This is a genomic window from Streptantibioticus ferralitis (assembly GCF_029223525.1).
Classification (GTDB): Bacteria; Actinomycetota; Actinomycetes; order Streptomycetales; family Streptomycetaceae; genus Streptantibioticus_A; species Streptantibioticus_A ferralitis.
Genome location: NZ_JARHTQ010000021.1, coordinates 1 through 23,156, shown reverse-complemented (window position 1 = coordinate 23,156; position 23,156 = coordinate 1). Strand labels below are relative to the sequence as shown.

21 protein-coding genes and 1 riboswitch are annotated in these 23,156 nt (G+C 70.9%); of the genes, 17 read left to right on the top strand and 4 right to left on the bottom strand.

Annotation, left to right across the window (positions count from 1 at the left end; translation table 11 throughout):
- The first annotated feature begins 14 nt into the window (after positions 1-14).
- Together P2L57_RS26780 and P2L57_RS26775 are read left to right on the top strand one after the other, a co-directional pair.
- Positions 15-815 carry a carbon-nitrogen hydrolase family protein gene (locus P2L57_RS26780; protein ID WP_275818653.1) on the top strand — a complete coding sequence of 267 codons (801 nt, stop codon included), beginning with the start codon at positions 15-17 and terminating at the stop codon, positions 813-815.
- A gap of 61 nt (positions 816-876) precedes the next feature.
- Positions 877-2,589, top strand: coding sequence for a flavin monoamine oxidase family protein (locus P2L57_RS26775; protein ID WP_275818652.1), 1,713 nt, complete (start codon positions 877-879; stop codon positions 2,587-2,589).
- Between the two features lie 361 nt (positions 2,590-2,950).
- Here the strand turns inward: P2L57_RS26775 and P2L57_RS26770 are convergent, their stop codons facing one another.
- A complete protein-coding gene (locus tag P2L57_RS26770) occupies positions 2,951-3,643 on the bottom strand; it encodes a DUF5995 family protein (RefSeq protein WP_275818651.1) in 693 nt (230 codons plus the stop codon).
- Positions 3,644-3,754: 111 nt separating this feature from the next.
- Here P2L57_RS26770 and P2L57_RS26765 point away from each other — a divergent pair, with 111 nt between their 5' ends.
- Complete coding sequence (locus P2L57_RS26765; protein ID WP_275818650.1) at positions 3,755-4,090, top strand: L-rhamnose mutarotase; 336 nt, start codon at positions 3,755-3,757, stop codon at positions 4,088-4,090.
- Between the two features lie 104 nt (positions 4,091-4,194).
- Complete coding sequence (locus P2L57_RS26760) at positions 4,195-5,040, top strand: helix-turn-helix transcriptional regulator (protein ID WP_275818649.1); 846 nt, start codon at positions 4,195-4,197, stop codon at positions 5,038-5,040.
- A gap of 6 nt (positions 5,041-5,046) precedes the next feature.
- On the opposite strand, the gene P2L57_RS26755 is transcribed toward P2L57_RS26760, so the two are convergent.
- A complete protein-coding gene (locus tag P2L57_RS26755; protein ID WP_275818648.1) occupies positions 5,047-6,456 on the bottom strand; it encodes a uracil-xanthine permease family protein in 1,410 nt (469 codons plus the stop codon).
- Between the two features lie 243 nt (positions 6,457-6,699).
- On the opposite strand from P2L57_RS26755, the gene P2L57_RS26750 reads away from it, so the two are divergent.
- From P2L57_RS26750 to P2L57_RS26700, 11 genes are all read left to right on the top strand, one after another.
- Entirely contained in the window at positions 6,700-7,995 is a 1,296-nt protein-coding gene (locus tag P2L57_RS26750; RefSeq protein ID WP_275818647.1) for an alginate lyase family protein, read from the top strand.
- A gap of 147 nt (positions 7,996-8,142) precedes the next feature.
- Positions 8,143-8,273: riboswitch (FMN riboswitch) on the top strand.
- Between the two features lie 169 nt (positions 8,274-8,442).
- The gene (ribD, locus tag P2L57_RS26745) at positions 8,443-9,576 is read left to right on the top strand and encodes a bifunctional diaminohydroxyphosphoribosylaminopyrimidine deaminase/5-amino-6-(5-phosphoribosylamino)uracil reductase RibD (RefSeq protein ID WP_275818646.1); all 1,134 of its coding nucleotides are present in this window, start codon (positions 8,443-8,445) and stop codon (positions 9,574-9,576) included.
- Entirely contained in the window at positions 9,577-10,185 is a 609-nt protein-coding gene (locus P2L57_RS26740; RefSeq protein WP_275818645.1) for a riboflavin synthase, read from the top strand.
- A complete protein-coding gene (locus P2L57_RS26735; protein ID WP_275818644.1) occupies positions 10,182-10,835 on the top strand; it encodes a nicotinamide mononucleotide transporter family protein in 654 nt (217 codons plus the stop codon). The genes P2L57_RS26740 and P2L57_RS26735 overlap by 4 nt, the downstream gene beginning before the upstream one ends.
- 110 nt (positions 10,836-10,945) lie before the next feature.
- The gene (locus P2L57_RS26730; protein ID WP_275818643.1) at positions 10,946-12,235 is read left to right on the top strand and encodes a bifunctional 3,4-dihydroxy-2-butanone-4-phosphate synthase/GTP cyclohydrolase II; all 1,290 of its coding nucleotides are present in this window, start codon (positions 10,946-10,948) and stop codon (positions 12,233-12,235) included.
- A gap of 57 nt (positions 12,236-12,292) precedes the next feature.
- The gene (ribH, locus tag P2L57_RS26725) at positions 12,293-12,778 is read left to right on the top strand and encodes a 6,7-dimethyl-8-ribityllumazine synthase (protein WP_275818642.1); all 486 of its coding nucleotides are present in this window, start codon (positions 12,293-12,295) and stop codon (positions 12,776-12,778) included.
- 83 nt (positions 12,779-12,861) lie between these two features.
- Positions 12,862-13,134 carry a phosphoribosyl-ATP diphosphatase gene (locus P2L57_RS26720; protein WP_275818641.1) on the top strand — a complete coding sequence of 91 codons (273 nt, stop codon included), beginning with the start codon at positions 12,862-12,864 and terminating at the stop codon, positions 13,132-13,134.
- Between the two features lie 66 nt (positions 13,135-13,200).
- A complete protein-coding gene (gene hisG / locus P2L57_RS26715; RefSeq protein WP_275818640.1) occupies positions 13,201-14,049 on the top strand; it encodes an ATP phosphoribosyltransferase in 849 nt (282 codons plus the stop codon).
- Positions 14,050-14,084: 35 nt separating this feature from the next.
- On the top strand, positions 14,085-14,558 hold the full coding sequence (locus P2L57_RS26710) for a PH domain-containing protein (RefSeq protein ID WP_275818754.1): 474 nt from the start codon (positions 14,085-14,087) through the stop codon (positions 14,556-14,558).
- A gap of 202 nt (positions 14,559-14,760) precedes the next feature.
- Positions 14,761-16,089 (top strand): hemolysin family protein, encoded by a 1,329-nt coding sequence (locus tag P2L57_RS26705; protein ID WP_275818639.1) that lies wholly within the window; start codon positions 14,761-14,763, stop codon positions 16,087-16,089.
- Positions 16,086-17,183, top strand: coding sequence for a hemolysin family protein (locus tag P2L57_RS26700; protein WP_275818638.1), 1,098 nt, complete (start codon positions 16,086-16,088; stop codon positions 17,181-17,183). Before P2L57_RS26705 ends, P2L57_RS26700 begins: the two co-directional genes overlap by 4 nt.
- 167 nt (positions 17,184-17,350) lie before the next feature.
- Here P2L57_RS26700 and P2L57_RS26695 read toward each other — a convergent pair whose 3' ends face one another.
- Both P2L57_RS26695 and P2L57_RS26690 read right to left on the bottom strand, forming a co-directional pair.
- Positions 17,351-19,237: an AAA family ATPase gene (locus P2L57_RS26695; protein ID WP_275818637.1), complete on the bottom strand. Its 1,887-nt coding sequence runs from the start codon at positions 19,235-19,237 to the stop codon at positions 17,351-17,353.
- A gap of 490 nt (positions 19,238-19,727) precedes the next feature.
- On the bottom strand, positions 19,728-20,330 hold the full coding sequence (locus P2L57_RS26690; protein WP_275818636.1) for a uridine kinase family protein: 603 nt from the start codon (positions 20,328-20,330) through the stop codon (positions 19,728-19,730).
- A gap of 71 nt (positions 20,331-20,401) precedes the next feature.
- Between P2L57_RS26690 and P2L57_RS26685 the strand changes: the two genes are divergently transcribed.
- Positions 20,402-21,535, top strand: coding sequence for a M24 family metallopeptidase (locus P2L57_RS26685; RefSeq protein ID WP_275818635.1), 1,134 nt, complete (start codon positions 20,402-20,404; stop codon positions 21,533-21,535).
- A gap of 98 nt (positions 21,536-21,633) precedes the next feature.
- Positions 21,634-23,004, top strand: coding sequence for a C39 family peptidase (locus tag P2L57_RS26680; RefSeq protein ID WP_275818634.1), 1,371 nt, complete (start codon positions 21,634-21,636; stop codon positions 23,002-23,004).
- The last annotated feature ends 152 nt before the right edge of the window (positions 23,005-23,156 follow it).

Genomic DNA, 23,156 nt, shown 5'->3' with positions numbered 1-23,156 from the left:
CGGTCACCAGGATCATGACGCCGCTGCGCATCGCGTTGTACCAAGGCCCGAGCGGTGTGCCGCAGAGCAACCGCGTGAGCCTTGACGCGCTGGACGACGCCGCACGGCGCGCCGCATCCGCCGGTGCCGGACTGCTCGTGACCGCCGAGATGTATCTGACCGGCTACGCCCTCGGCGACGCCGTCGCGACCCTCGCCGAGCCCGCCGACGGCCCCGGCGCGCAGCGCGTGGCGAAGATCGCCGCCGAGCACGGAGTGGCGATCGTGTACGGATACCCCGAGCGCGACGGCGACCAGGTCTTCAACTCCGCCCAGTTCATCGGCTCCGACGGCACCCGCCTCGCCAACTACCGCAAAACGCATCTGTTCGGTGAGTACGAGGCCCGGCACTTCACCGCCGGTGAGTCCCTGGTCGTCCAGGCGCCCCTCGGTGACCTCACCGTCGGCCTGTTGATCTGCTACGACGTGGAGTTCCCGGAGAACGTACGGGCCCACGCGCTGGCCGGTACCGATCTGCTGGTGGTGCCCACCGCGCTGATGCGGCCCTTCGAGGTCGTCCCCCAGACACTCGTCCCGGCGCGCGCGTTCGAAAGCCAGCTCTATCTGGCTTATGCGAACCGTGCGGGCGCCGAGGGCGAGTTCCACTTCGCCGGGTTGAGCTGTCTCGCCGGTCCCGACGGCGTGGCGCACGCCCGCGCCGGGACCGGCGAGGACCTCGTCCTAGCCGACGCCGACCCGGCCCGCCTTCGTGCCTCACGCAGGCAGAACCCGTATCTGCGCGACCGCCGCCCCGAGTTGTACGGGCCGCTCGCCTGAACCGGTCCACCCCCGCCCGTACCGCCCTTTTTGTACCGCCCCGCCAAGGAGAGCCACGCCGATGACGTCCACGGTGCCCACTGCCGTCCATGACGAGCAGCTGCCGGAGGCGGCCAAGCCGATCACCATGTTCGGCCCCGACTTCCCGTACGCCTATGACGACTACCTGGCGCACCCGGCGGGCCTCGGCTCGATCCCGGCGCAGCAGCACGGCACGGAGGTGGCCGTCGTCGGCGGCGGTCTGTCCGGCATCGTCGCCGCGTACGAGCTGATGAAGATGGGCCTCAAGCCGGTCGTCTACGAGGCCGACCGGCTCGGCGGGCGGCTGCGGACCGAGCGCTTCGACTGCGACGCGGACCTGACGGCCGAGATGGGCGCGATGCGGTTCCCGCCGTGCTCCACCGCCTTCCAGCACTACATCGACCTTGCGGGCCTGGAGACCAGGGCGTTCCCCAACCCGCTGGCGCCGGACACCCCGTCGACCGTGGTCGACCTCAAGGGCGAGTCGCACTACGCCCGTACCCTCGACGATCTGCCCGAGGTCTACCACCAGGTGATGGACGCCTGGAACGCCTGCCTGGAGGACGGCGCCCGGTTCTCCGAGATGCAGCGCGCCATCCGCGAGCGTGATGTACCCGCCATCCGCGCCATATGGGCGGATCTGGTGGACAAGCTCGACAACCAGACCTTCTACGGGTTCCTGTGCGACTCCCCGGCGTTCAAGTCCTTCCGGCACCGCGAGATCTTCGGCCAGGTGGGCTTCGGCACCGGCGGCTGGGACACCGACTTCCCCAACTCCATCCTGGAGATCCTGCGCGTCGTCTACACCGGCGCCGACGACGACCACCGCGGCATCGTCGGGGGCAGTGAGCAACTGCCGCTGCGGCTGTGGGCGGACGAGCCCGCCAAGCTGGTGTACTGGGCGCCGGGCACCTCCCTGAAGTCGCTGCACGACGGCGAGCCGCGTCCGGCCGTCACCCGGCTGCACCGCACCGCGGGCAACCGGATCACGGTCACCGACGCCACCGGTGACATCCGCTCCTACAAGGCGGTCGTCTTCACCGCGCAGAGCTGGATGCTGCTGTCGAAGATCGCCTGTGACGACGAGCTCTTCCCGATCGACCACTGGACGGCGATCGAGCGCACCCACTACATGGAGTCGTCCAAGCTGTTCGTCCCCGTCGACCGGCCGTTCTGGCTGGACCAGGCCGTCGACGACGAGGGGAAGCCGACCGGCCGGGACACCATGAGCATGACGCTCACCGACCGGATGACCCGCGGCACCTACCTGCTGGACGACGGGCCGGACAAGCCCGCGGTGATCTGCCTTTCGTACACCTGGTGCGACGACAGCCTCAAGTGGCTTCCGCTGAGCGCCAGTGAGCGCATGGAGGTCATGCTGAAGTCGCTCGGCGAGATCTACCCGAAGGTCGACATCCGCAAGCACATCATCGGTAACCCGGTGACGGTCTCCTGGGAGAACGAGCCCTACTTCATGGGCGCGTTCAAGGCCAACCTGCCGGGCCACTACCGGTACCAGCGGCGGCTGTTCACCCACTTCATGCAGGATCGGCTGCCCGCCGACAAGCGCGGCATCTTCCTCGCGGGCGATGACATCTCCTGGACCGCGGGCTGGGCCGAGGGCGCGGTGCAGACGGCGCTCAACGCGGTGTGGGGCGTGATGCACCACTTCGGCGGCGAGACGGATCCGGCCAACCCCGGGCCCGGTGACGTGTACGAGGAGATCGCTCCGGTGGAGCTTCCGGAAGACTGACCTCTTTCCGGTGGGCTCTTCGGGGGCTGTGGTTCGTCAGGACACCGCCGATCCGCGTCGTGGGGGTCCCGCGCCGCCGCGGCGGAACAAGGTGCCGGGGCACGCCCCCGGCACCCCCCGGGCCCCCGGCTAGGCGGGTCCCGGGCCGGGCAGCCCGGACATCCCTGGCGGTTGGGCCCGCCCCAAGAAACCCAGGCCCCCCGCGCTTAGGAGCGCGCCCCAAGTAATCCCCCCGAGGGGGTTCGGGGCTTGCCCCCAAGGAAGCCCGCCGCCGCGGTGAGCAACCACGACGAAAGCGGACCGGCGGTGTCCGAACGAGCCGCAACCCCACCAGGACCCCGCAACGCCTCGCCGCGAAACGCTAGTTGAGCGGCGTCAGCAGACATCGACTCACCAGCCCGACGCCCGCGTCGAGCCTCTCGGTGAACGCCTCATAGACTTGGGGCAGTTCACGCAAACCCCACAGCACCTGCGCGGCGGACCACGCCGCCTCCCGTGCCTCGTCCAGGCTCCACGCACCGGCCAGGTGCACCAGCGCATCGCCGATGTACAGCACATCGGCGCCGGGCATCAGCTCCTCGCGGATCCGGTCCTCCAAGCCCGCCAGCATCTGGCCGACCCGCTCGAAGTCCCGGTGGATGGCGTGCGGCGGGACTCCGAGCGCCTGGCAGGTGTCCACCACCGCCATCGGCAGGTCGTGGCCGACATGGGCGTTGATGCCCGCCAGGGCGAACTGCACCGGCCGCACCCCGCGGCGGCCGCGCAGCTGGAGCAGCGGCCGCCAGCACGCGGGCGGCCGCTGCCCGGCCGCGTCGTCGTCGACCGCGGCCAGATAGCGGCCCGCGAACACCATGCCCAACTCGCCGGTGGCGTACGGGTCGGGGAAGTAACCGTCCGCGATATGGCCGCGCAACGCTTCGGTCACCGCCAGATACACCCGGTTGAACACCGCCACGCCGTCCTGCGGCGGCAGTTCCTCGTACAGGGCCCGCATCCGCCCCAGCACGGAATCAACCCCGGCCGTCGCCGAGGACAGTTGACCGCTCGAAATCATGTCGGCAAGCGTCGCAGCGACCGGATACTTCGGGCGATTCGCCCCGCCCGGCGTTCCTCACAACGGGCGAACCCCTTCCCGCCGCACCACCGCTTGGGCATCCTGGCCCGCATGCCGAAGCCCCCGCGCCGCGTGGCGCAGATCGTCAGACTCCGCCCCGAACACGAGGCGGAGTACCGCAGACTGCACCAGGAGGTCTGGCCTTCGGTGCTGAAGGCCCTCACCGCGGCGCACATCACCAACTACTCGATCTTCCTGCGGGACGGTCTGCTGTTCGCCTACTTCGAGTACACCGGCGACGACTACGCCGCCGACCAGGCCCGTATCGCCGCCGACCCGGAGACCCGCCGCTGGTGGACGCTGACCGATCCGTGCCAGCAGCCGTTGGACAGCGCGGCGGAGGGCGAGCTGTGGACCGAGGCCGAGGAGGTCTTCCATCTGGACTGAGATCCGTAGCGAGACGTGGACCGGGCGGCCGGGCTCGCCGCAACGCCCGATACGGGGACCGGCACACCCTGGATACGGTCCCCGGCGCCGCGCATGCTGAAGTCGTGGATCGCATCGAACTCGCCGACTTCCTGCGCCGCCGCCGTGCGGAACTGACCCCGGCCGATGTGGGCCTGGCGGCGGGCCCGCGCCGCCGGACGCCGGGGCTGCGGCGGGAGGAGGTGGCACAGTTGGCCGGGATGTCCGCGGACTACTACTCGCGGTTGGAACAGGCCCGCGGACCGCGTCCGTCCCGCCAGATCCTGGCCGCGATGGCTCGCGCGCTGCGGCTGACCGACGACGGACGCGACCAACTGTTCCGCCTGGTGGGGGAGCCACCGGGCGACCGGCGCTGCGAGGGGCATGTGCGTCCCGGTCTGCTGCGCATCCTGGACCGTCTTGACGACATACCCGCCCAGGTGGTGAGCGACATCGGCGATGTACTGGCGCGGAACGCGCTGGCGGCGGCGCTGTTCGGGGACGCCTCGGACCGCCCGGCAGCGGAGCGGAACGTCATCGTCCAGTACTTCACCGATCCCGCCGCCCGGGAACTCCTCCCGCCGGAGGACCGGTTGGAGCAGGCCCGGGCGCATGTCGCCGACCTGCGGGCGGTGTTGGCGGCGCGTTCCGACGATGCCCAGGCCACCGCCCTGGTGGCCCGACTGCGTTCGGCGAGCCCGGAGTTCGCCGCACTGTGGGCGAGCCACGAGGTGGCACCACGGCGCCGGGCCACCCAGCGGTTCCACCATCGGATCGTCGGCACGATGGAGCTGGACCGCGAGGTGCTGCTCAGCGACGAGGGCGACCAGCGGCTGATCCTCCACACCGCCCGGCCCGGTAGCGAGTCGTACGAGCGGCTGCGGCTGCTGCGGGTGGTCGGCATCGAGGACTTCGCCGGCAGCGTCGGCTGACGGGGGTCAGCGGTCGGGTTCCGGCGGTGTTTCGGGGGCCGGCGCCGCGTTGTCGTACGCCGAGGTGCCCTCGTCGAGCAGCGGTTCCCGCTCGCGCATGTGGGCCGGGGCGAACAGCCGCAGTACGTGGTAGCCGGAGAGCACGACGATGGTGCCGAGGGCGATCCCGTTCAGCTGGAAGCTGGGGCTGATCTTCAGACTCACTCCGCCGATGCCGATGATGACTCCCGCCGCCACCGGGACGAGGTTGAGCGGATTGCGCAGGTCGACCTTGTTGTGCACCCAGATCTGCGCACCGAGCAGGCCGATCATCCCGTAGAGGATCACGGTGATGCCGCCCAGCACACCGCCCGGGATGGCCGCGACGATCACCCCGAACTTGGGGCACACGCCGAACAGCAGGGCGAACCCGGCCGCGGCCCAGTACGCGGCGGTCGAGTAGACCCGGGTGGCTGCCATGACGCCGATGTTCTCGGCGTACGTGGTGTTGGCGGGCCCGCCGACGGCCGTGGACAGCACCGTCGCCGCACCGTCCGCGGCGATCGCCGTGCCCAACTGGTCGTCCAGCGGCTCGCCGGTCATCTCGCCGACCGCCTTGACATGCCCCGCGTTCTCCGCGATCAAGGCGATCATCACCGGCAGCGCGACCAGCACCGCCGACCAGTGGAAGACCGGTGCGTGCAGCGACGGCAGGCCGATCCAGTCGGCCTTGGAGACACCCGACAGATCGAGCCGCCAGTGGTCGACGGCCTTCCCCGCACCGTTCGCCGAGTGGATCTTGCCGAACGCCCGGTCGAAGACCCAGGAGACGGCGTAGCCGAAGACCAGGCCGAGGAAGATCGCGATCCGTGACCAGAACCCGCGCAGCGCGACCAGCGCCAGCCCGGCGAACAGCATGGTGAGCAGCGCGGTCCACTGGTCCTGCGGCCAGTAGGCACTCGCGGTGACCGGGGCCAGGTTGAAGCCGATGAGCATGACCACGGCACCGGTGACGACCGGCGGCATCGCCAGGTGGATGATCCGCGCGCCGAACTTCTGCACCAGCAGGCCCGCCAGGAACAGCGCGATGCCGACCACCAGGATCGCCCCGGTGACCGCCGTGCTGCCGCCGCCCTGTGCCCGGATGATGGCCGCCACTCCCACGAACGACAGACTGCAGCCGAGATAGCTGGGCACCCGGCCGCGCGTGGCGAGCAGGAAGAGCATGGTCGCGATGCCGGACATCATGATCGCGAGATTCGGGTCGAGACCCATCAGTACGGGTGTCACGAAGGAGGCCCCGAACATCGCCACCACGTGCTGTGCGCCGAGTCCGACGGTGCGCGGCCAGGTCAGCCGCTCGTCCGGTTTGACGACCGCGCCGGGGGCGGGGGTGCGCCCATCGCCGTGCACGGTCCACCGCACACCGAGGCCCATGAACTGCTCCACTTTTCTGTTGGATCTGCTGGCGGGAAGATCCCGTCCATGGTAACGGGCTGCGCTCGGCGGGTTGCGGTGGGTGAGTTGTAGTGTCCTCGTCATGTCCGGACCGTTGCCCGGGGGTCGACCGCGCCGCTACGCTCCAACGGTCCTGATTCTGAACGGAGTTCATTCATCTGAACCCTGGATTTCTGGCTCCCGGAGGGATCTCCGACTACCGGACGAAGAACGGGAGCCTCGATGAAGGGAAGACCACGACGGCGCCGCGGCGCGCTCCTCGCCGCCGCGGCAGTGCTCGCCGCGGTGCTCGTGCCCACCGCGCCGGCGGCCGGGGCCACGCCGCACAGCCACCCGCACAGCGCACCGGCCCCCGGGACCGTGGTGCTGGACGGTGCGGCGCTACAGCAGGCCAGGAGGCGAATCGACCATGGCGACCCGGTACTGCGCCGCGAACTCGCCGACCTCACCGCACGCGCCGACGGCTGGCTGGGGCAGGGCCCGTGGACGGTGACCAGCAAGCCGCAGACCCCGCCCGGCGGCGACCGGCACGACTACCTCAGCGAGGCACCGTACTTCTGGCCCACGCAGCCCAAGTCCGCGTCAAATCCATGGGGTTGTCCGTACGTCCAGGAGGATGGACAGCGCTACCCCGGGGTCGACGCGATCCCCGACCACGGCAACCGCGGCAGGATGTTCGACGCGGTCTACACGCTCACCCTCGCCTGGTACTACACCGGCCGGGCCGCGTACGCCCAGCACGCGGCACGGATACTGCGCACCTGGTTCGTCGACCCGGCGACCCGGATGAACCCGAACCTCGACCACGCCCAGTTCGTCCCCTGCCAGTCGGACGGCCGGGCGATCGGCGTCATCGACTTCTCCCAGGAGTTCACCAGCGTCCTCGACGCCACCGCCGTCCTCGACACCGGGGCGCCCGGCTGGAGCCGCGCCGACCGCGGCGGGATGCTCGGCTGGGACAAGGCGTTCCTGCGCTGGTTGCGCACCAGCCCGTTCGGCCCGCAGGAGGCCGCGGAGAGGAACAACCACGGCAGCTTCTACGACATGCAGCTGGCCGCCCTCGCCCTCGCGACCGGCGACACCGCGCTGGCCCGGGACACCGTGCGGGCCGCCGAGACCCAGCGCCTCGACATGCAGATCGCGGCCGACGGCAGCCAGCCGCTGGAACTGGCCCGCACCCGCAGCTGGCACTACTCGACCTTCAACCTGGTCGCCCTGACCAGGCTCGCCGCCATCGGCCGGCATGTCGGCGTCAACCTGTGGGGCCACCGCACGGCCGACGGGGCATCACTGTTCCGAGCCGTCGACTATCTGCTGCCCGCCGCCACCGGAGCCGCCCCCTGGGGTCACCAGGAGCTGGAGTTCCACGCCTACGCGGCGAGTGACATCGTGCACGCCGCCGCCGACGCCGGTGACCCCGCCGCACGCGCCGCCCTGCCCACGCTGCAACCGCCGCCCGGCGGCGATGACTACGGACTGCGCCCCGCACCGGAACAGCTCGATCCGATCTCGGGTTGAGCCGCCGCTGGGCCGGACCGTCATGGGGGCGGTCCGGCCCAGCGGTTTGGACTCTCACGTTCCGCATTCACCCTGTGACTCAGGCCACAGACCCTCGCTCGCATAGTTCCCGATCAGCCGTGGCAGACTGAAGCTGTACCAGTGACAAAGCGCACTCCGGGGTCGGTGAAACTCCGAACCGGCGGTTACAGTCCGCGACCCGTCCGCAACCAGCGGCCGGTTGACCAGGTGAAATTCCTGGACCGACGGTTAAAGTCCGGATGGGAGGCAGTGCGCGCGGGAACTCACCGGTACGCCGTCGTCGGCGGCCCCGCGAATGTGTGTCTTCGCGGTGGCGTTTCGCCGATCGCGGCGTATCTCGGTGTTTGTGCCCGTACGAGGCGGCGTGTCCGCCCGTACGCATCCCCGTAGAGCCCCGGAGTCCGCCCGTAGAGGCAGGAGGACCCGGTGGCCACCGCAGTTGAAGCCCTCGCGATGCAGCGGGCCATTGAGCTCGCCGCCCGTGGGCTCGGCTCCACCAGCCCCAACCCGGTCGTCGGGTGCGTCATCCTCGACGCCGACGGCGAGACCGCCGGTGAGGGCTGGCACCAGCGGGCCGGCGGACCGCACGCCGAGGTGCACGCGCTGCGCGCGGCAGGCGAGCGGGCCCGCGGTGGCACCGCCGTCGTCACCCTGGAACCCTGCAACCACACCGGCCGTACCGGCCCCTGCGCCCAGGCGCTGATCGGTGCCGGAGTGGCCCGCGTCGTCTACGCCGTCGCCGACCCCACGCCCACCGCCACCGGTGGCGCCGCCACCCTGCGCGCCGCCGGGATCGACGTCGAAGGCGGCCTGCTCGCCGACGCGGCGGCCCGCGGCAACGAGGCCTGGCTGACCGCGACCCCCCGCCAGCGCCCCTTCGTGACCTGGAAGTACGCGGCCACGCTGGACGGCCGAAGCGCCGCCGCGGACGGCACCAGCCGCTGGATCACCGCGGCACCGGCGCGTGCCGAAGTGCACCGGCTGCGCGCCGAGTCGGACGCGGTCCTGGTCGGCTCCGGCACGCTGCGCGCCGATGACCCGCAGCTCGCGGTACGCGGCATCGACGGCGACATCACCCAGCCACTGCGGGTCGTCGTGGACACCGAGGCAACCATCACGCCGGACGCGCGGGTACTGGATTCGGCCGCGCCCACCCTGCTCGCGGTCGCCGAAGACGCCGACACCGACCACCTCAAGGCTGATGTGGTCCGCCTGCCGCGGGCGGCCGACGGCCGAGGTCTGGACGTCCTCGCCCTGCTCGGTGCGCTCTACCAGCGCGATGTGCGTTCCGTGCTGCTGGAGGGCGGGCCCACCCTCGCCGGGGCCTTCCTGGCGGCCGGAGCCGTCGACAAGGTCATCGGCTACCTCGCCCCCGCCCTGCTCGGCGCCGGCCCCGCCGCCCTCGCCGACGCCGGAATCCCCACCATCGAACAGGCGTTGCGGCTCGATGTGACCGACCTGCAACCGGTCGGACCCGATCTACGCATCACCGCCTACCCCGCCCACCCCTCATCGAGTGCCCTGCGGGCCCGCCCCTGCGAATCTGCCGAGGAGAACTGAGTGTTCACCGGAATCGTCGAAGAACTGGGCGAGGTCGTCGCCGTCGAAGACCTCGGCGACGCCTCCCGCTTCACCCTGCGCGGCCCGGTCGTCACCGATGGCGCCAAGCACGGCGACTCGATCGCGGTCAACGGCGTCTGCCTCACGGTCGTGGAGACCGCGGACGGCGCCTTCACCGCCGATGTGATGGCCGAGACGCTGCACCGCTCCAGCCTGGGCGCGCTGCGCACCGGCTCCCGGGTCAACCTGGAGCGGCCGATGGCGCTCGGTGGACGGCTCGGCGGCCACCTCGTCCAAGGGCACGTCGACGGCACCGGCACCATCATCGACCGCACGCCCGCCGAGCACTGGGAGATCGTCAAGATCTCGCTTCCGGACACTCTTTCGCGCTACGTGGTCGAGAAGGGCTCGATCACGGTGGACGGCATCAGCCTGACCGTGGTCGAGGCGGCGGCGGACTACTTCACCGTCAGCCTGATCCCGACCACGCTCGCGCTGACCACCCTCGGCATCAAGCAGCCCGGCGACCCGGTCAACCTCGAGGTGGACGTGCTCGCCAAGTACGTCGAGCGGCTGCTCGGCGACCGAACCGCGGAAGTGGCCGAATGAGTGCCGTCGACTGGTTGTCCGGCCAGGCGTTCAGCGTCCTGGGACAGCACGTCATCTGGTCCGACATGATCGGCAACGTGCTCGGCCTGACCGCGCTCGCGCTCGGCTGGCGCCGTTCGGTGTGGAGCTGGCCCGCGCAGCTGCTCTCCGGCGTGATCCTGGTGGTCGCGTACGCCACGGCCCATCTCGGCGGCGGCATTGGCAAGCAACTCGTGGTCATCGTCGTGGCGTTGTGGGGCTGGACGCGGTGGCAGCGCGGCCTGCGCACCGAGGGCGACGTGGCGGTACGTTTCGCCACCTGGCGTGAACGCGGCTGGCTGGTCGCCGGGTTGGCGCTCGGCACGCTCGCCGTCGGCGGGCTGTTCACGGCGTACCCGGCACTGTCCTGGAACCCCTGGCCCGACGCGTACATCTTCGTCGGCACCCTCGCCGCGATGGTGGCGCAGGCGCGCGGCTGGGTCGAGTTCTGGTTCGGGTGGCTCGCGGTGGACCTGGTGGGCGTCCCGCTGGCGTTCAGCAGCGGCCTGGTCTTCTCGGCCCTGGTCTACGGCGTCTACTTCGTTCTGGTGATCGCCGGCATGCGCGCCTGGTGGCTGCGCACCCGGGTGCTCCGGGTCGAACCCGGCAGCGTTCTGGAAGGAGTGGCGTGAGCGACGCAACGGCGGCCGCCGGGCCGCAGCCGACAGCCGAAGCCGCACCGCGCCGCGGCGGCGGGGGAACCTCCCGGACGGAGTCCGGGGGAGAAGGAAAGGGACCGAGCATGACCGCGCTGCAGAGCTGGTACGACGCCGACGAGGACACCTTCGCGCTGGACCCCGTCGAGCGGGCGATCGCCGACATCGCGGCCGGACGTCCGGTCGTGGTGGTCGATGACGAGAACCGCGAGAACGAGGGCGATCTGGTCTTCGCCGCGGAGCTGGCCACCCCCGAACTCGTCGCCTTCATGATGACCGAGTGCCGCGGCCTGATCTGCGCCCCGCTGGAGGCCCTCGACCTCGACCGGCTCGACCTGCCGCAGATGGTGGAGCAGAACACCGAGTCGATGCGCACCGCCTTCACGATCTCGGTGGACGCCGCCCCCGAGCACGGCACCACCACCGGCATCTCCGCCGCCGACCGGGCCACCACGCTGCGGATGCTCGCCGACCCCGGCAGCGTGACCACGGACTTCGTACGGCCAGGGCACATCTTCCCGCTGCGGGCCCGCTCCGGCGGTGTGCTCACCCGCAACGGGCATACCGAGGCGGGCGTCGACCTCGCGCGGCTCGCGGGGCTGCGCCCGGCCGCCGCCATCTGCGAGATCGCCAACGAGGACGGCACGATGGCCCGGCTGCCCGAGCTGGTGCCGTTCGCCCGCAAGCACGGTCTGGCGATCATCTCCATCGCGGACCTGATCGAGTACCGCAAGGTCAGCGAGCCCACCGTGCGCCGCGAGGCGGCGACCCGGCTGCCCACCGAGTACGGCGACTTCCAGGCCTACGGCTACCGCAGCACCGCTGACGGCGTCGAGCACATCGCCCTGCTCATCGGGGACATCGGTGACGGCGAGGACGTCATGGTGCGGATGCACTCCGAATGCCTGACCGGCGATGTGTTCCACTCGCTGCGCTGCGACTGCGGACCGCAGTTGCAGGCCTCGCTGGAGAAGGTGGCGTCGGCGGGCCGCGGCGTGGTGGTCTACCTGCGCGGACACGAGGGCCGTGGCATCGGTCTGCTGCACAAGCTGCGCGCGTACGAACTCCAGGAGCGCGGTCGCGACACGCTCGACGCCAATCTGGAACTCGGACTGCCCGCCGACTCCCGTGACTACGCGGCGGGCGCCCAGATCCTTGCCGATCTCGGTGTGAGATCGCTGCGTTTGATGACCAACAACCCGGAGAAGGTGGCCGCTCTGTCCGAACACGGCCTGCGGGTCATCGGCCGGGAGCCGATGCCGGTCCAGGCGGGGGAGCACAATCTCCGGTACCTGCGCACCAAGCGCGACCGGATGGGCCACGAACTGCCCTGGCTCGACGCGGCGGCGCCGACCGGCGCATGCGGGAACCAGTAACCGACCTGTTGTTTTCCCCGGGGGCGCTGCCCCCGGACCCCAACCCTGAGGAGAGACGTGAGCGGTAAGGGCGCCCCCGAACTGAGCGTGAAGAACTGTGGCGACCTGCGGGTGGCCGTGGTCGCGGCGCAGTGGCACCAGCAGGTGATGGACGGTCTGGTCGACGGTGCGCTGCGGGCACTGCACGAGCTGGGTATCGACGAGCCGACCCTGCTGCGGGTACCCGGCAGCTTCGAACTGCCCGTCGTCGCCAAGGTGCTGGCCGGTCGCGGTTACGACGCCGTGGTGGCGCTCGGGGTGGTCATCCGTGGCGGCACTCCGCACTTCGACTACGTCTGCCAGGGCGTGACCGTCGGGCTCACCCAGGTCTCGGTGGAGACCGGTGTGCCGATCGGCTTCGGGGTGCTCACCTGCGACACCGAGGCGCAGGCGCTGGACCGGGCCGGACTGCCCGGCTCCACCGAGGACAAGGGACATGAGGCGGTCACCGCCGCCGTCTCAACGGCGGCGACTTTGCGGTCGGTTTCCGAGCCCTGGCGCTGAGCGCGAGGGGAGGGCGGCGCGCGGCGCTGTCCGCCAAGGGTGGCGGGGGCGATGAGTGGGCGGTCACGTAGAGTATGACCACCATGGCCAAGAAGACATTCGAGGAGCTCTTCGCCGAGCTCCAGCGCAAGGCCGCCTCCGGCGACCCGAGCACGTCCCGTACCGCCGAACTGGTGCAGGCGGGCGTACACACCATCGGCAAGAAGGTGGTCGAGGAGGCCGCCGAGGTGTGGATGGCCGCCGAGCACGAGGGCACCGACCGCACCGCCGAGGAGATCTCGCAGCTGCTGTACCACCTTCAGGTGATGATGGTCGCCCGGGGAATCACCCTGGACGACGTATACGCTCACCTCTGAGAGTCACCTGACATTCCGTACCCCAGCCCACCGTTCACCGCCCCACGTACGAAGGAAGCGACTCCCATGCTGCGCATCGCCGTTCCCAACAAGGGTTCTCTGTCCGAGCCTGCGTCGGCGATGCTGCATGAGGCCGGCTACCGCCAGCGCAAGGACCGCCGGGAACTGGTCCTGATCGACACGGAGAACCAGGTCGAGTTCTTCTTCCTGCGCCCGCGTGACATCGCCGTGTACGTGGGATCCGGCCGCCTCGACATCGGCATCACCGGACGCGACCTGCTGCTGGACTCCGGCGCGCAGGCCGAGGAGATCCTCCAGCTCGGCTTCGCCGCCTCCACCTTCCGGTACGCGACCCGGCCGGGAACCGCCACCAACGTCAAGGAGTTCGGCGGCATGACGATCGCCACCTCCTTCGCCGGGCTGGTGGAGAAGCACCTCGCCGACAACGGCGTGGACGCCTCCGTGGTCCACCTCGACGGCGCCGTGGAGACCGCGATCCAGCTCGGCGTCGCCGAGATCATCGCGGACGTCGTGGAGACCGGCACCACGCTGCGCAACGCCGGCCTGGAGATCATCGGCGAGCCGATCCTGGAGTCCGAGGCGGTGGTCATCCGCCGCACCGGCGCCTCCGTCGAGGACCCCAAGGTCCAGCAGTTCCTCCGCCGGATGCAGGGCGTCCTGGTCGCCCGCCGCTACGTGATGATGGACTACGACATCAGGGCCGAGAAGGTCGAGGCGGCGGTCGCCCTCACCCCGGGCCTGGAGTCGCCGACCATCTCCCCGCTGCACCACGAGGGCTGGGTCGCCGTCCGCTCGATGGTGCCGTCCCGCGAGGCCCAGCGGATCATGGACGATCTGTACGAGCTCGGCGCGCGCGCCATCCTCACCACCGGCATCCACGCCTGCCGCCTGTGACCGACACCTCGCCCCGTACCGGGAAGCCCGCCGACATGCCCGCCTCCGACCAGCTGCCCGAGCTGCCGGTCACCTTCCGCCCCACCCGGACCCGCGCGGTGCTGCTGTCGGCCGGAACTGTGATGCTCATCACGTTCGTCGCGGTCGCCCTCGCGATGCCGGACAACTGGACGGTGATCGACCGAGCGACCATGATCGGCACCGGGCTGCTGATCTTCGCCCTGCTGGTACTGCTCAGCCGTCCCAAGGTGATCGCCGCGCAGGACGGGGTGACCGTCGTCAACCTCACCACCCACCGCCGTCTGGAATGGGCCGAGGTGCTGCGGGTCAACCTCCGCGCCGGTGATCCCTGGGTGTACCTGGACCTCGCCGACGGCACCAGCCTGCCCGCCATGGGTATCCAGCCCGGGATGGCCAAGGAGCAGGCGCTACGTGACGCCCGGCGACTCCGGGCGCTGGTCGACGCACGCGGCACCGGCGGCCACGACCGCTGGCAAAACGGGGCATAACGGCCTGGTGGCGCGGGCAGGCCTCCCCGTGGAGGCCACCACTTGACTATTCTTGAGGTGGATGGCGCATGTGCGCCCACCCCGCTACGCCGCGGGGAGACCGGAACAATCCGAGGAGTGACACTTTCACGGCGATGGACGAACCGTCCTGTAGTACCTGCGCCGCCCCTGCCCTGAACGCTTCACGCGTGGCGGTGGCGGCATGAGTTCCCTCCTGCTGCTCGGTGCGGCACTTCTTCTGATCCTCGCCAACGGCTTCTTCGTGGCCGCCGAATTCGGCCTGGTCACCGTGGAACGGCCGGCGGCCGAGCGGGCCGCGGCGAACGGCGACCGCCGGGCCCGCAGCGTGGTCGAGGCGCTGCGCAAGCTCTCCTTCCAACTTTCCGGCACCCAGCTGGGCATCACCATCACCTCGCTGGTGGTCGGTATGCTCGCCGAGCCCGCGCTGGCCCGGCTGCTCACCGGACCACTCACCGCGATCGGACTGCCCGGCGCAGTGGCGCCCGGGGTGGCCGTGGTGGTGGGCATGATCGCCGCCTCGGCCGTGCAGATGGTCATCGGCGAGCTGGTGCCAAAGAACTGGGCCGTCTCCCGGCCGCTGCAGGTGGCACGGATGGTGGCCGGTCCACAGCGCGCCTTCACCCGGGCCTTCCAGCCCGTCATCCAGGTGCTCAACTCGGCTGCCAACTCTCTGGTGCGCGCCCTGGGCGTGGAGCCCGCCGACGAACTGGCCTCCGCCCGTACCCCCACCGAACTGGTGTCGCTGGCCCGCCACTCGGCGCGGGCCGGGGCCATCGAGGAGGACACCGCCGACCTGTTCGTGCGCACCCTCAACCTCGGTGAGCTCACCGCGCAGTCGGTGATGACCGCACGCGTCAAGGTGAGCGCCCTGGACGACACCACGACCGCCGCCGATGTCCTCAACCTCACCCGGGCCACCGGACTGTCCCGGTTCCCCGTCTACCGGGAGCGGCTCGACGAGGTCGTGGGTGTGGTCCACCTCAAGGACGCCCTCGCCGTGCCCGCCCAGCTGCGGGCGGTCACACCGGTGGGCCGGATCGCCGTACCGCCGCTGCTGGTCCCCGAGACGCTGCCGGTGCAGCCGCTGCTGGAGCGGCTGCGCAGCGAGCAGCCGATGGCCGTGGTCGTCGACGAGTACGGCGGCACCGCCGGAGTGGTGACCCTGGAGGACATCGTGGAGGAGCTGGTCGGCGAGGTACGCGACGAGCACGACCACGAGGGCGCCGGTACCCCGGAGCTCGCCCAGGCCCCGGCACAGGACGGGCATCCCGCGTGGGATGCGGACGGCAGCTGCCGTGCCGACGTACTGGCCAGGATCGGGCTCGACACGCCGTCCGGCCCGTACGAGACGCTGGCCGGTCTGGTCGCCGACCTGCTCGGCCGGATTCCGCGGCCCGGTGACATCGCGCGGCTGCCCGGCTGGGAGCTGCGGGTGCGCGTGGTCGTACACCACCGGGCCGAGCGGATACGCCTGGTGCGCACCGGGAGTGGGCAGGAGGCCGAGCGATGAGCTTCCTGCAACTGCTGTTCGCCGTGCTGCTGGTCCTGGGCAACGGGTTCTTCGTGGGCGCCGAGTTCGCCATGGTCTCGGTGCGCCGCAGCCAGATCGAGCCGCTCGCGCAGCGCCAGCGGCGGGCCCGTACCGTGCTGCACGGCCTGGAGAACCTGCCGCAGATGATGGCCGCCGCGCAGTTCGGTGTCACCGTCTGCTCGCTGACCCTCGGTGCGGTGGCGGAGCCGACCGTCGCCGGGCTGCTGGAGCCGGTGTTCGCCGCGCTGCGCGTTCCGGACGGGCTGGTTCACCCGATCGGCTATGTGATCGCGCTCGCCGTGGTGGTCTTCTTCCACCTCGTCATCGGCGAGTTGGTGCCGAAGAACCTGGCGATGGCCGCGCCGGAGAAGACCGCGCTGTGGCTGGGTCCCGGACTGGTCGCCTTCGCGGGGCTGTTCCGTCCGGTGATCGTGGTGCTGGGCGCGTGCGCGCGGCTGGTGCTGCGGCTGTTCCGGGTGGAGCCGAGGGACGAGGTCGAGGCGGTCTTCACCAGCGAGCAGCTCAGCGACCTGCTGGTGGACTCCCGACAGGCCGGGCTGCTTGACCCCGGTGACCTGGAACGCCTTGAGGACGCCCTGGAGTTGGGCACCCGTCCGGTCACCGACGTCCTGCTGGAGCCGTCGTCACTGGTGACGGTGGGCCCCGAGGTCACCCCGCACGAGGTCGAGCAACTCACCGTCCGCACCGGCTACTCGCGCTTTCCGGTGGCCGGATCCGACGGGACCTTCCTCGGCTACCTGCACGTCAAGGACGTATTGGAGCTCCAGGAGACCGACGAGGGCGACCGGCCGGTGCCGCGTCGGCTGTGGCGTCGGATGACGACGCTGCGCGCCGAACTCCCGCTGGACGACGCGCTCACCGCCATGCGCCGAGCCGCCTCGCACCTCGCTGCGGTGACCGACGCGAGCGGCCGGACGCTGGGGCTGGTGGCGCTGGAGGACGTGCTGGAGACGCTGGTGGGCGAGGTCCGCGACCCGGCCCACCGGGCGGTTGCGGAGCCCCGCAAGCCCGAGGCGGCGCCGTCCCCGCGGCCCTCCGCCATGGCGGGCTGACGCCCGGGGACGCGGTGGGTTCGGCACCGCCGTTGTGGTCGCTCGCCGTCGCGAGGGATCAGAGGCCAGGGGGCCGCGCCCCTGGCCTCCAGCCGGTGTGGGGGGTCTGCGGCTCCGCCAGGGGGCCAGGGGGCAGAGGGCAGAGGGCTGCGGCCCCTGAAACTCCCTCAGTCCAGGGGTTGTTGGCCCGGGCCTCGCCCCGAGAGAACCTCGCCGTAGGCCTGCATCAGATCCGGAAGCCGTAGCGTGGACAGGTCCTCGCGATTCGGCGTGCCCGTGTACGTCGACAGCCGTAGATCGCGGTACGCGCAGCTCTTCTCGTACAGCGTGCGCAGAAAGCGGCCGTTGCCCAGCTCGTCGATCCAGTCCTGGGCCACGACGTGGCCGCTGATGCTGCGCAGTTCGTCGAGGGCCTCCTCGTCCCAGTGGTCGCCGCCCTCGGCCGCCAGCACCTCCCCGATCTTCGTCAGCTCCAGCGGCCGGTAGCTGGGGAAGTCCACCCGGGTGGTGAACCGGGAGCTGAGACCGGGATTGGCGGCGAGCAGCCGGTCCATTCCCTCGGGGTACCCGGCGAGGATCACCACCAGGCGGTCGCGGTTGTCCTCGGCGCGCTTCAGCAGCACCTGCAGCGCCTCCTCGCCGTACGCGTCGCCTTTGCTGTAGCCGGAGTTGGACAGACTGTAGGCCTCGTCGACGAACAGCACGCCGCCCAGCGCGGAGTCGATCAGCTCATTGGCCTTGACCGCTGTCTGCCCCAGGAACTCGCCGACCAGATCGGCCCGTTGGGCCTCCACCAGATGGTCGCCACCGAGCAGCCCGAGGGCGAAGAAGACCCGGCCGAGAATGCGGGCGACCGTGGTCTTGCCGGTGCCGGACGGGCCCGAGAAGACGAAGTGCCGCTTCGGCGGCTGCACCGGCAGCCCCTGCCCGGCCCGCAGCCGAGCCATCCGCAACTGCGCGGACAACGCTTTGACCTGCCGTTTGACCGGCTCAAGGCCGACCATGCGCTCCAGCTCGGCCAGCGCATTGGCCAGCAGTACGGGATCGGGCGTGCCCAGCGGTATCTGCGGCGGAATCGGCGCCACCGGCAGTACCGCCTTCTCCCGTACCGCGTCATCGTCGACCGGTGCGGGAGCGGGGGAGGCCCCCGGAGCAGGGGGGCCGTCGGCGCCGCGGCCGGTGTCCAGGTCGGGGAGCGGGCCCTGGTCGCCGTCCGGCAGGCCGTCGGGGCCCGACTGGCCGAGCCCCGCGAGCGTCACGGCCGCCAAATCCTGCGCCTCGTCGAGACCGTCCTCGGCCTCGGTGATCGCCGCCATCCGGGCGGCGGTGTCCATGAAGGTGGGGTCCACCCGGTGCACCGCCCGGTACAGCGGCAGCGCGGCGGCCGAGCGCCCGGTCCCCTCGTAGGCGCGGGCCAGCCAGTAGCGCAGCTCCTTGCGCTGCGGCAGCTCGCTGCGGCAGCGCATCAGCGCGGCGGCCAGCAGTGGCTCCGCCTGCCCGCACATCTCCAGCCGCACCCGGGCCATACCGCCGAACAGTCCCGCCTCTATGCCCAGCACCGGATCGTCGAGCAGCGGCTCGGTGTGCCGGACCAACTGCTCCCAGTCCTTGACCAGATAGGCGCGGCAGGCGTGCAGAAAGCGGACCTGCGGATCGGTGTCCACCGGCGGGCACTCCGCCAACGCCCGGTCCAGATCCGCCACATGGCGGCCGTCCAGCCAGTGCGAGGCGTGGGCGAGCAGCAGGTCCCGTGGGGACTCCAGTACCGGTTGCACCCACCAGCCCAGCCAGTACCAGGAGTTGAGGGAGCGATGGTACCGGTGGCGCTGCTCGCCGAACCGGTCCCGGTGCCGGTACATCCGCAGCAGGGCGGTCGAGGTGTCGGCGCGCAGCGCGTGCAGCCCGAGCCAGGCGTCGGCCATCCCGGGATCGAGTCGGACCGCGGCCCGGAACTCCTCCTCGGCCTGCGCGTAAGCGCCCATCGTGCAGGCGTCGACGGCGCGCAGCCACGCCAGATCGGCGGGGGCGCTGGAGCGCTCAGTACCGAAGTTCATCAGGTCCCCCACAACCGTGCCCCCCGTGGCCTGCCAGTGCCACTCCTGCGAACGGTCCTGTCGAACTGTGCTGTCGAACGGGCCTACCCGCCAAGGAAGTTGGCGCGGGAACGAACCGTGCGCGACGGCCGGCCGCCCCTTCGGCATCGTACCTGCGACGTTGCGCGGGGGAGAGAGCGGCGCACCGCTCTCTCAGGTTCCGGATGGCGAACCGGCCGTCCCGGAAAGGCGCTGGGCCGACCGTGACACAGGGTGAGTGCATTTCCGGCAAAAGGGGCATTCCGTCAAGTCGGAACAGGACGAAGCCCCCGGTCACGGGGGAACAACCGGGGGCTTCGTGTATAGGGGCAGTCGGTCACCGACCGCGCATTCAGAACGTAAGTCCTGTACGCCCCCCAGGTCAAGCCGCCATCGGGCACTTGGTGTCAGACATTTCGCCGTCGCAGCTCACCGCCTGCGTGCTGTCACCGAACGTAAGGAACAAGGCCGTTCAGCGTCGGCACATCGGCCCCGGTAGTACCTCGTATCCATCCGACCTCTGCAGTACCAGCAGATCGGCGAATGGACGAGATGGATCGGCCGCGAAGTGCTCGGCCTCGGCCCGCGTCCAGCCGTGCCAGAAGTCACGCAGTTCCGGGCCATCCCGGTGCCGACCGCGCTCCCAGGACCGGCCGCGCGGAAAATCCATCCACACCAGCCCCGCCAGAAACGGCCGCACCTCCCGTCTCCCGGCTCCCACTCCCTCGATCAGGACGACCGGGGCGCATGGCACGTCCACGCAGGACGCGAAACGGGACGCGGCCCAGTCGTACACCGCGTGGCAGGCCGCCGCGCCCCGCGCCATCGGCTCCAGTACCTGCTCCCGCAGCCGTCCGGTCCACCCGAAGAGCTCCTCATGGGTGGCCAGATCGTCCAGATGCACCACGGGGGCGCCGCCCAGCGCCTCGGACAGCCGGGCGGCGAAGGTGCTCTTGCCGGAGCCCGCATGCCCGTCCACCGCGATCACGCGCACCGGACCGCAGGACGGCGGCAGCGCGCGCAGCCGGGCGGCGAGCTCCGGCAGCACGGGGGAGTGGGCATCCTGTTGGTCCATCGCGATCAGCCTACGGCGCGTCCCCTACGGGCCCCGATGCGCCCCGCGCGGGCGGCGATTACGGTAAGTCCGTGACTGACTCCCACGACTCCGCCGCGGACCTCTACCCCGCCGACCGCATCGCGAAGGCCTGCGAGGCCGCCGCCGACGCCGGTCTGGACGCGCTGCTCGTCTCGCCCGGCGCTGATCTGCGCTACCTGACCGGGTATCAGGCCCTGCCGCTGGAGCGGCTGACCTGTCTGGTGTGCCCGGCGGACGGCGATCCGGTGCTGGTCGTGCCCGCGCTGGAGAAGGCCGCCGCCGAGGCGTCGCCGGTCGGCGGGCTGGGGATCGAGATCATCGGCTGGGCCGAGACCGAGGACCCGTACGCGCTGGTCGCGGACCGCCTGCCGGTGGGCAGCAAGCGGATCGCGGTGGACAACCACATGTGGGCCGAGAAGGTGCTCGCGTTCCGTGCGGCGCTGCCGCACGCGGAGCAGGGCCTCGCCGGTGACGTGCTGCGCGAGCTGCGGATGCGCAAGAGCCCGGCCGAGGTGGCGGCGCTGCGGCGGGCGGGGGCGGCCATCGACCGGGTGCACCGCAGGATCGGGGAGTGGCTGGTGCCCGGCCGCACCGAGCGGGAGGTGGCCCGGGACATCGCCGAGGCGATCATCGAGGCGGGCCATGCCACCTGCGACTTCGTCATCGTGGCCGCGGGCCCCGACGGCGCCAGCCCGCACCACGAGGTCTCCGACCGCGTCATCAGGACCGGCGACCCGGTCGTGGTGGACATCGGCGGTACCACGGCCGACGGCTACTGCTCGGACTCGACCCGCACCTACGCGGTCGGCGAACCGCACCCGGAATTCCGGGAGTTGTACGCGGTGCTCCAGCGGGCCCAGCAGGCGCAGACCGAGGCGGTACGGCCCCGGCTCACCGCACAGGAACTCGACGCGATCGGCCGGGACATCATCGAGGCCGCCGGATACGGCGAGCACTTCGTACACCGCACGGGGCACGGCATCGGGCTGGAAACGCACGAGGAGCCGTACATCGTGGCGGGCAGCGAGCGGCCGCTGGAGCCCGGCATGGCCTTCTCCATCGAACCGGGGATCTATCTGCCGGGCCGCTTCGGCGCCCGCATCGAGGACATCGTGGTGGTCACCGAGCCCGGCGGCGAACGGCTCAACGTCACCGGCCGCGACCTCGTCGTGCTGCCCGGCTGATCCCGCCGGGGGCAGAGCCTGGCCGAACCGCCATACCCGCCACGACAGTTGCCAGACAGGACCGACCCGATGAGCCAACGACAAGGGGGTTCCGCCCCATGACGAGACAGACCTCGCGCCGTACCGTGCTGGCCACCGCGCTCGCGGCCACCGCCACCGCCGCGACCCGGGCGTCCGCCGAGCCGCGCGGTACCGAGGACCCGGCGGGCACCCCCGCACCCGGCCCCGAGGCGGCGCCCGTGGACTACCACTCCTGGACCTCGTACACCGACTGGCGCTGCGGAGCCGGGAGCGGTACCCGGGTGGTGTCCGGCCACCGCCCCGGCGTCGTGCTGGACCGTCCCGCCGGAACGATCGACTACACCGACCCGCACACCAAGACCACCAGCACCTGGGAGTACGCGACCTGGACCTCCCCGGCCCGTACCCTCCCGTTCGGCGCCACCGAGCTGGTCGCCTCCTGGAACGCCCGCACCCCCCAAGGGACCTGGCTGCAGGCCGAGTTGGGCGGCACGTACAGCGACGGCGCCGCGACCCCGTGGTACGTCATGGGCCGCTGGGCGTCCGGCGACACCGACATCAAGCGCACCTCGCTCGACGGCCAGGACGACGGCAGGAGTGGGATCTCCACCGACACCTTCGCCATCGACAAGCCGGCCGGCGGGCTGCGGCTGGCCGCCTACCGTCTGCGACTGACCCTCTACCGCAAGCCCGGTACCCAACTGACCCCGGTCGTCTGGCGGATCGGCGCCATGGCCTCCGCCGTCCCGGACCGTTTCACCGTGCCGGCCTCGAAGCCGGGCGAGGGCGCCGGGCACGAGCTGCCGGTGCCGCGCTATTCGCAGGAGATCCACAAAGGCCAGTACCCCGAGTACAACAACGGCGGTGAGGCCTGGTGCAGCCCCACCTCCTCGCAGATGGTCATCGAGTACTGGGGGCGCAGGCCCACACCCGCCCAACTCGCCTGGATCAACCCGGCGTTCGCCGACCCCCAGGTCGACCAGGCGGCCCGGTACACCTACGACTGGCAGTACCAGGGCTGCGGCAACTGGCCGTTCAACGCCGCATACGCCGCGACCTACCACGAGATGGAGAGCGTGATCACCCGGCTGCGTTCGCTGAACGACGTCGAACGGCTGATCAGGAACGGCATCCCGGTCATAACGTCACAGTCCTTCCTCGCGTCGGAGCTCGACGGCGCGGGTTACGGGACGGCAGGGCACCTGATGTGCGTCATCGGCTTCACCCCCGCCGGCGACGTGATCGCCAACGATCCGGCAAGCCCCAACGACGCCGCGGTCCACCGCGTGTACAAGCGACGGCAGTTCGAGAACATCTGGCTGCGCACCAAGCGGTACAACGCGAAAGGCCAGGTGGTCAGCGGTTCCGGCGGAGTCGCCTACCTGTACTGGCCGACCGGCATCATGCCTGCTCAGAGGGCAGCGCTGGCCTGCGTCGGTGTCCGCTGACGCACGGGAAAGGCCCCTCCCACGGCCTTCCGTTCTAGTGGTCGTCGCAACACCCCAGCTCAGGGGATGCGATGGACTTCAAGATCCGGGAGAGCCGGAAGGAACAAGGGCGGAAGAAGTTGCACGCTGAGCGGGAGGAATACTTCCGGCTC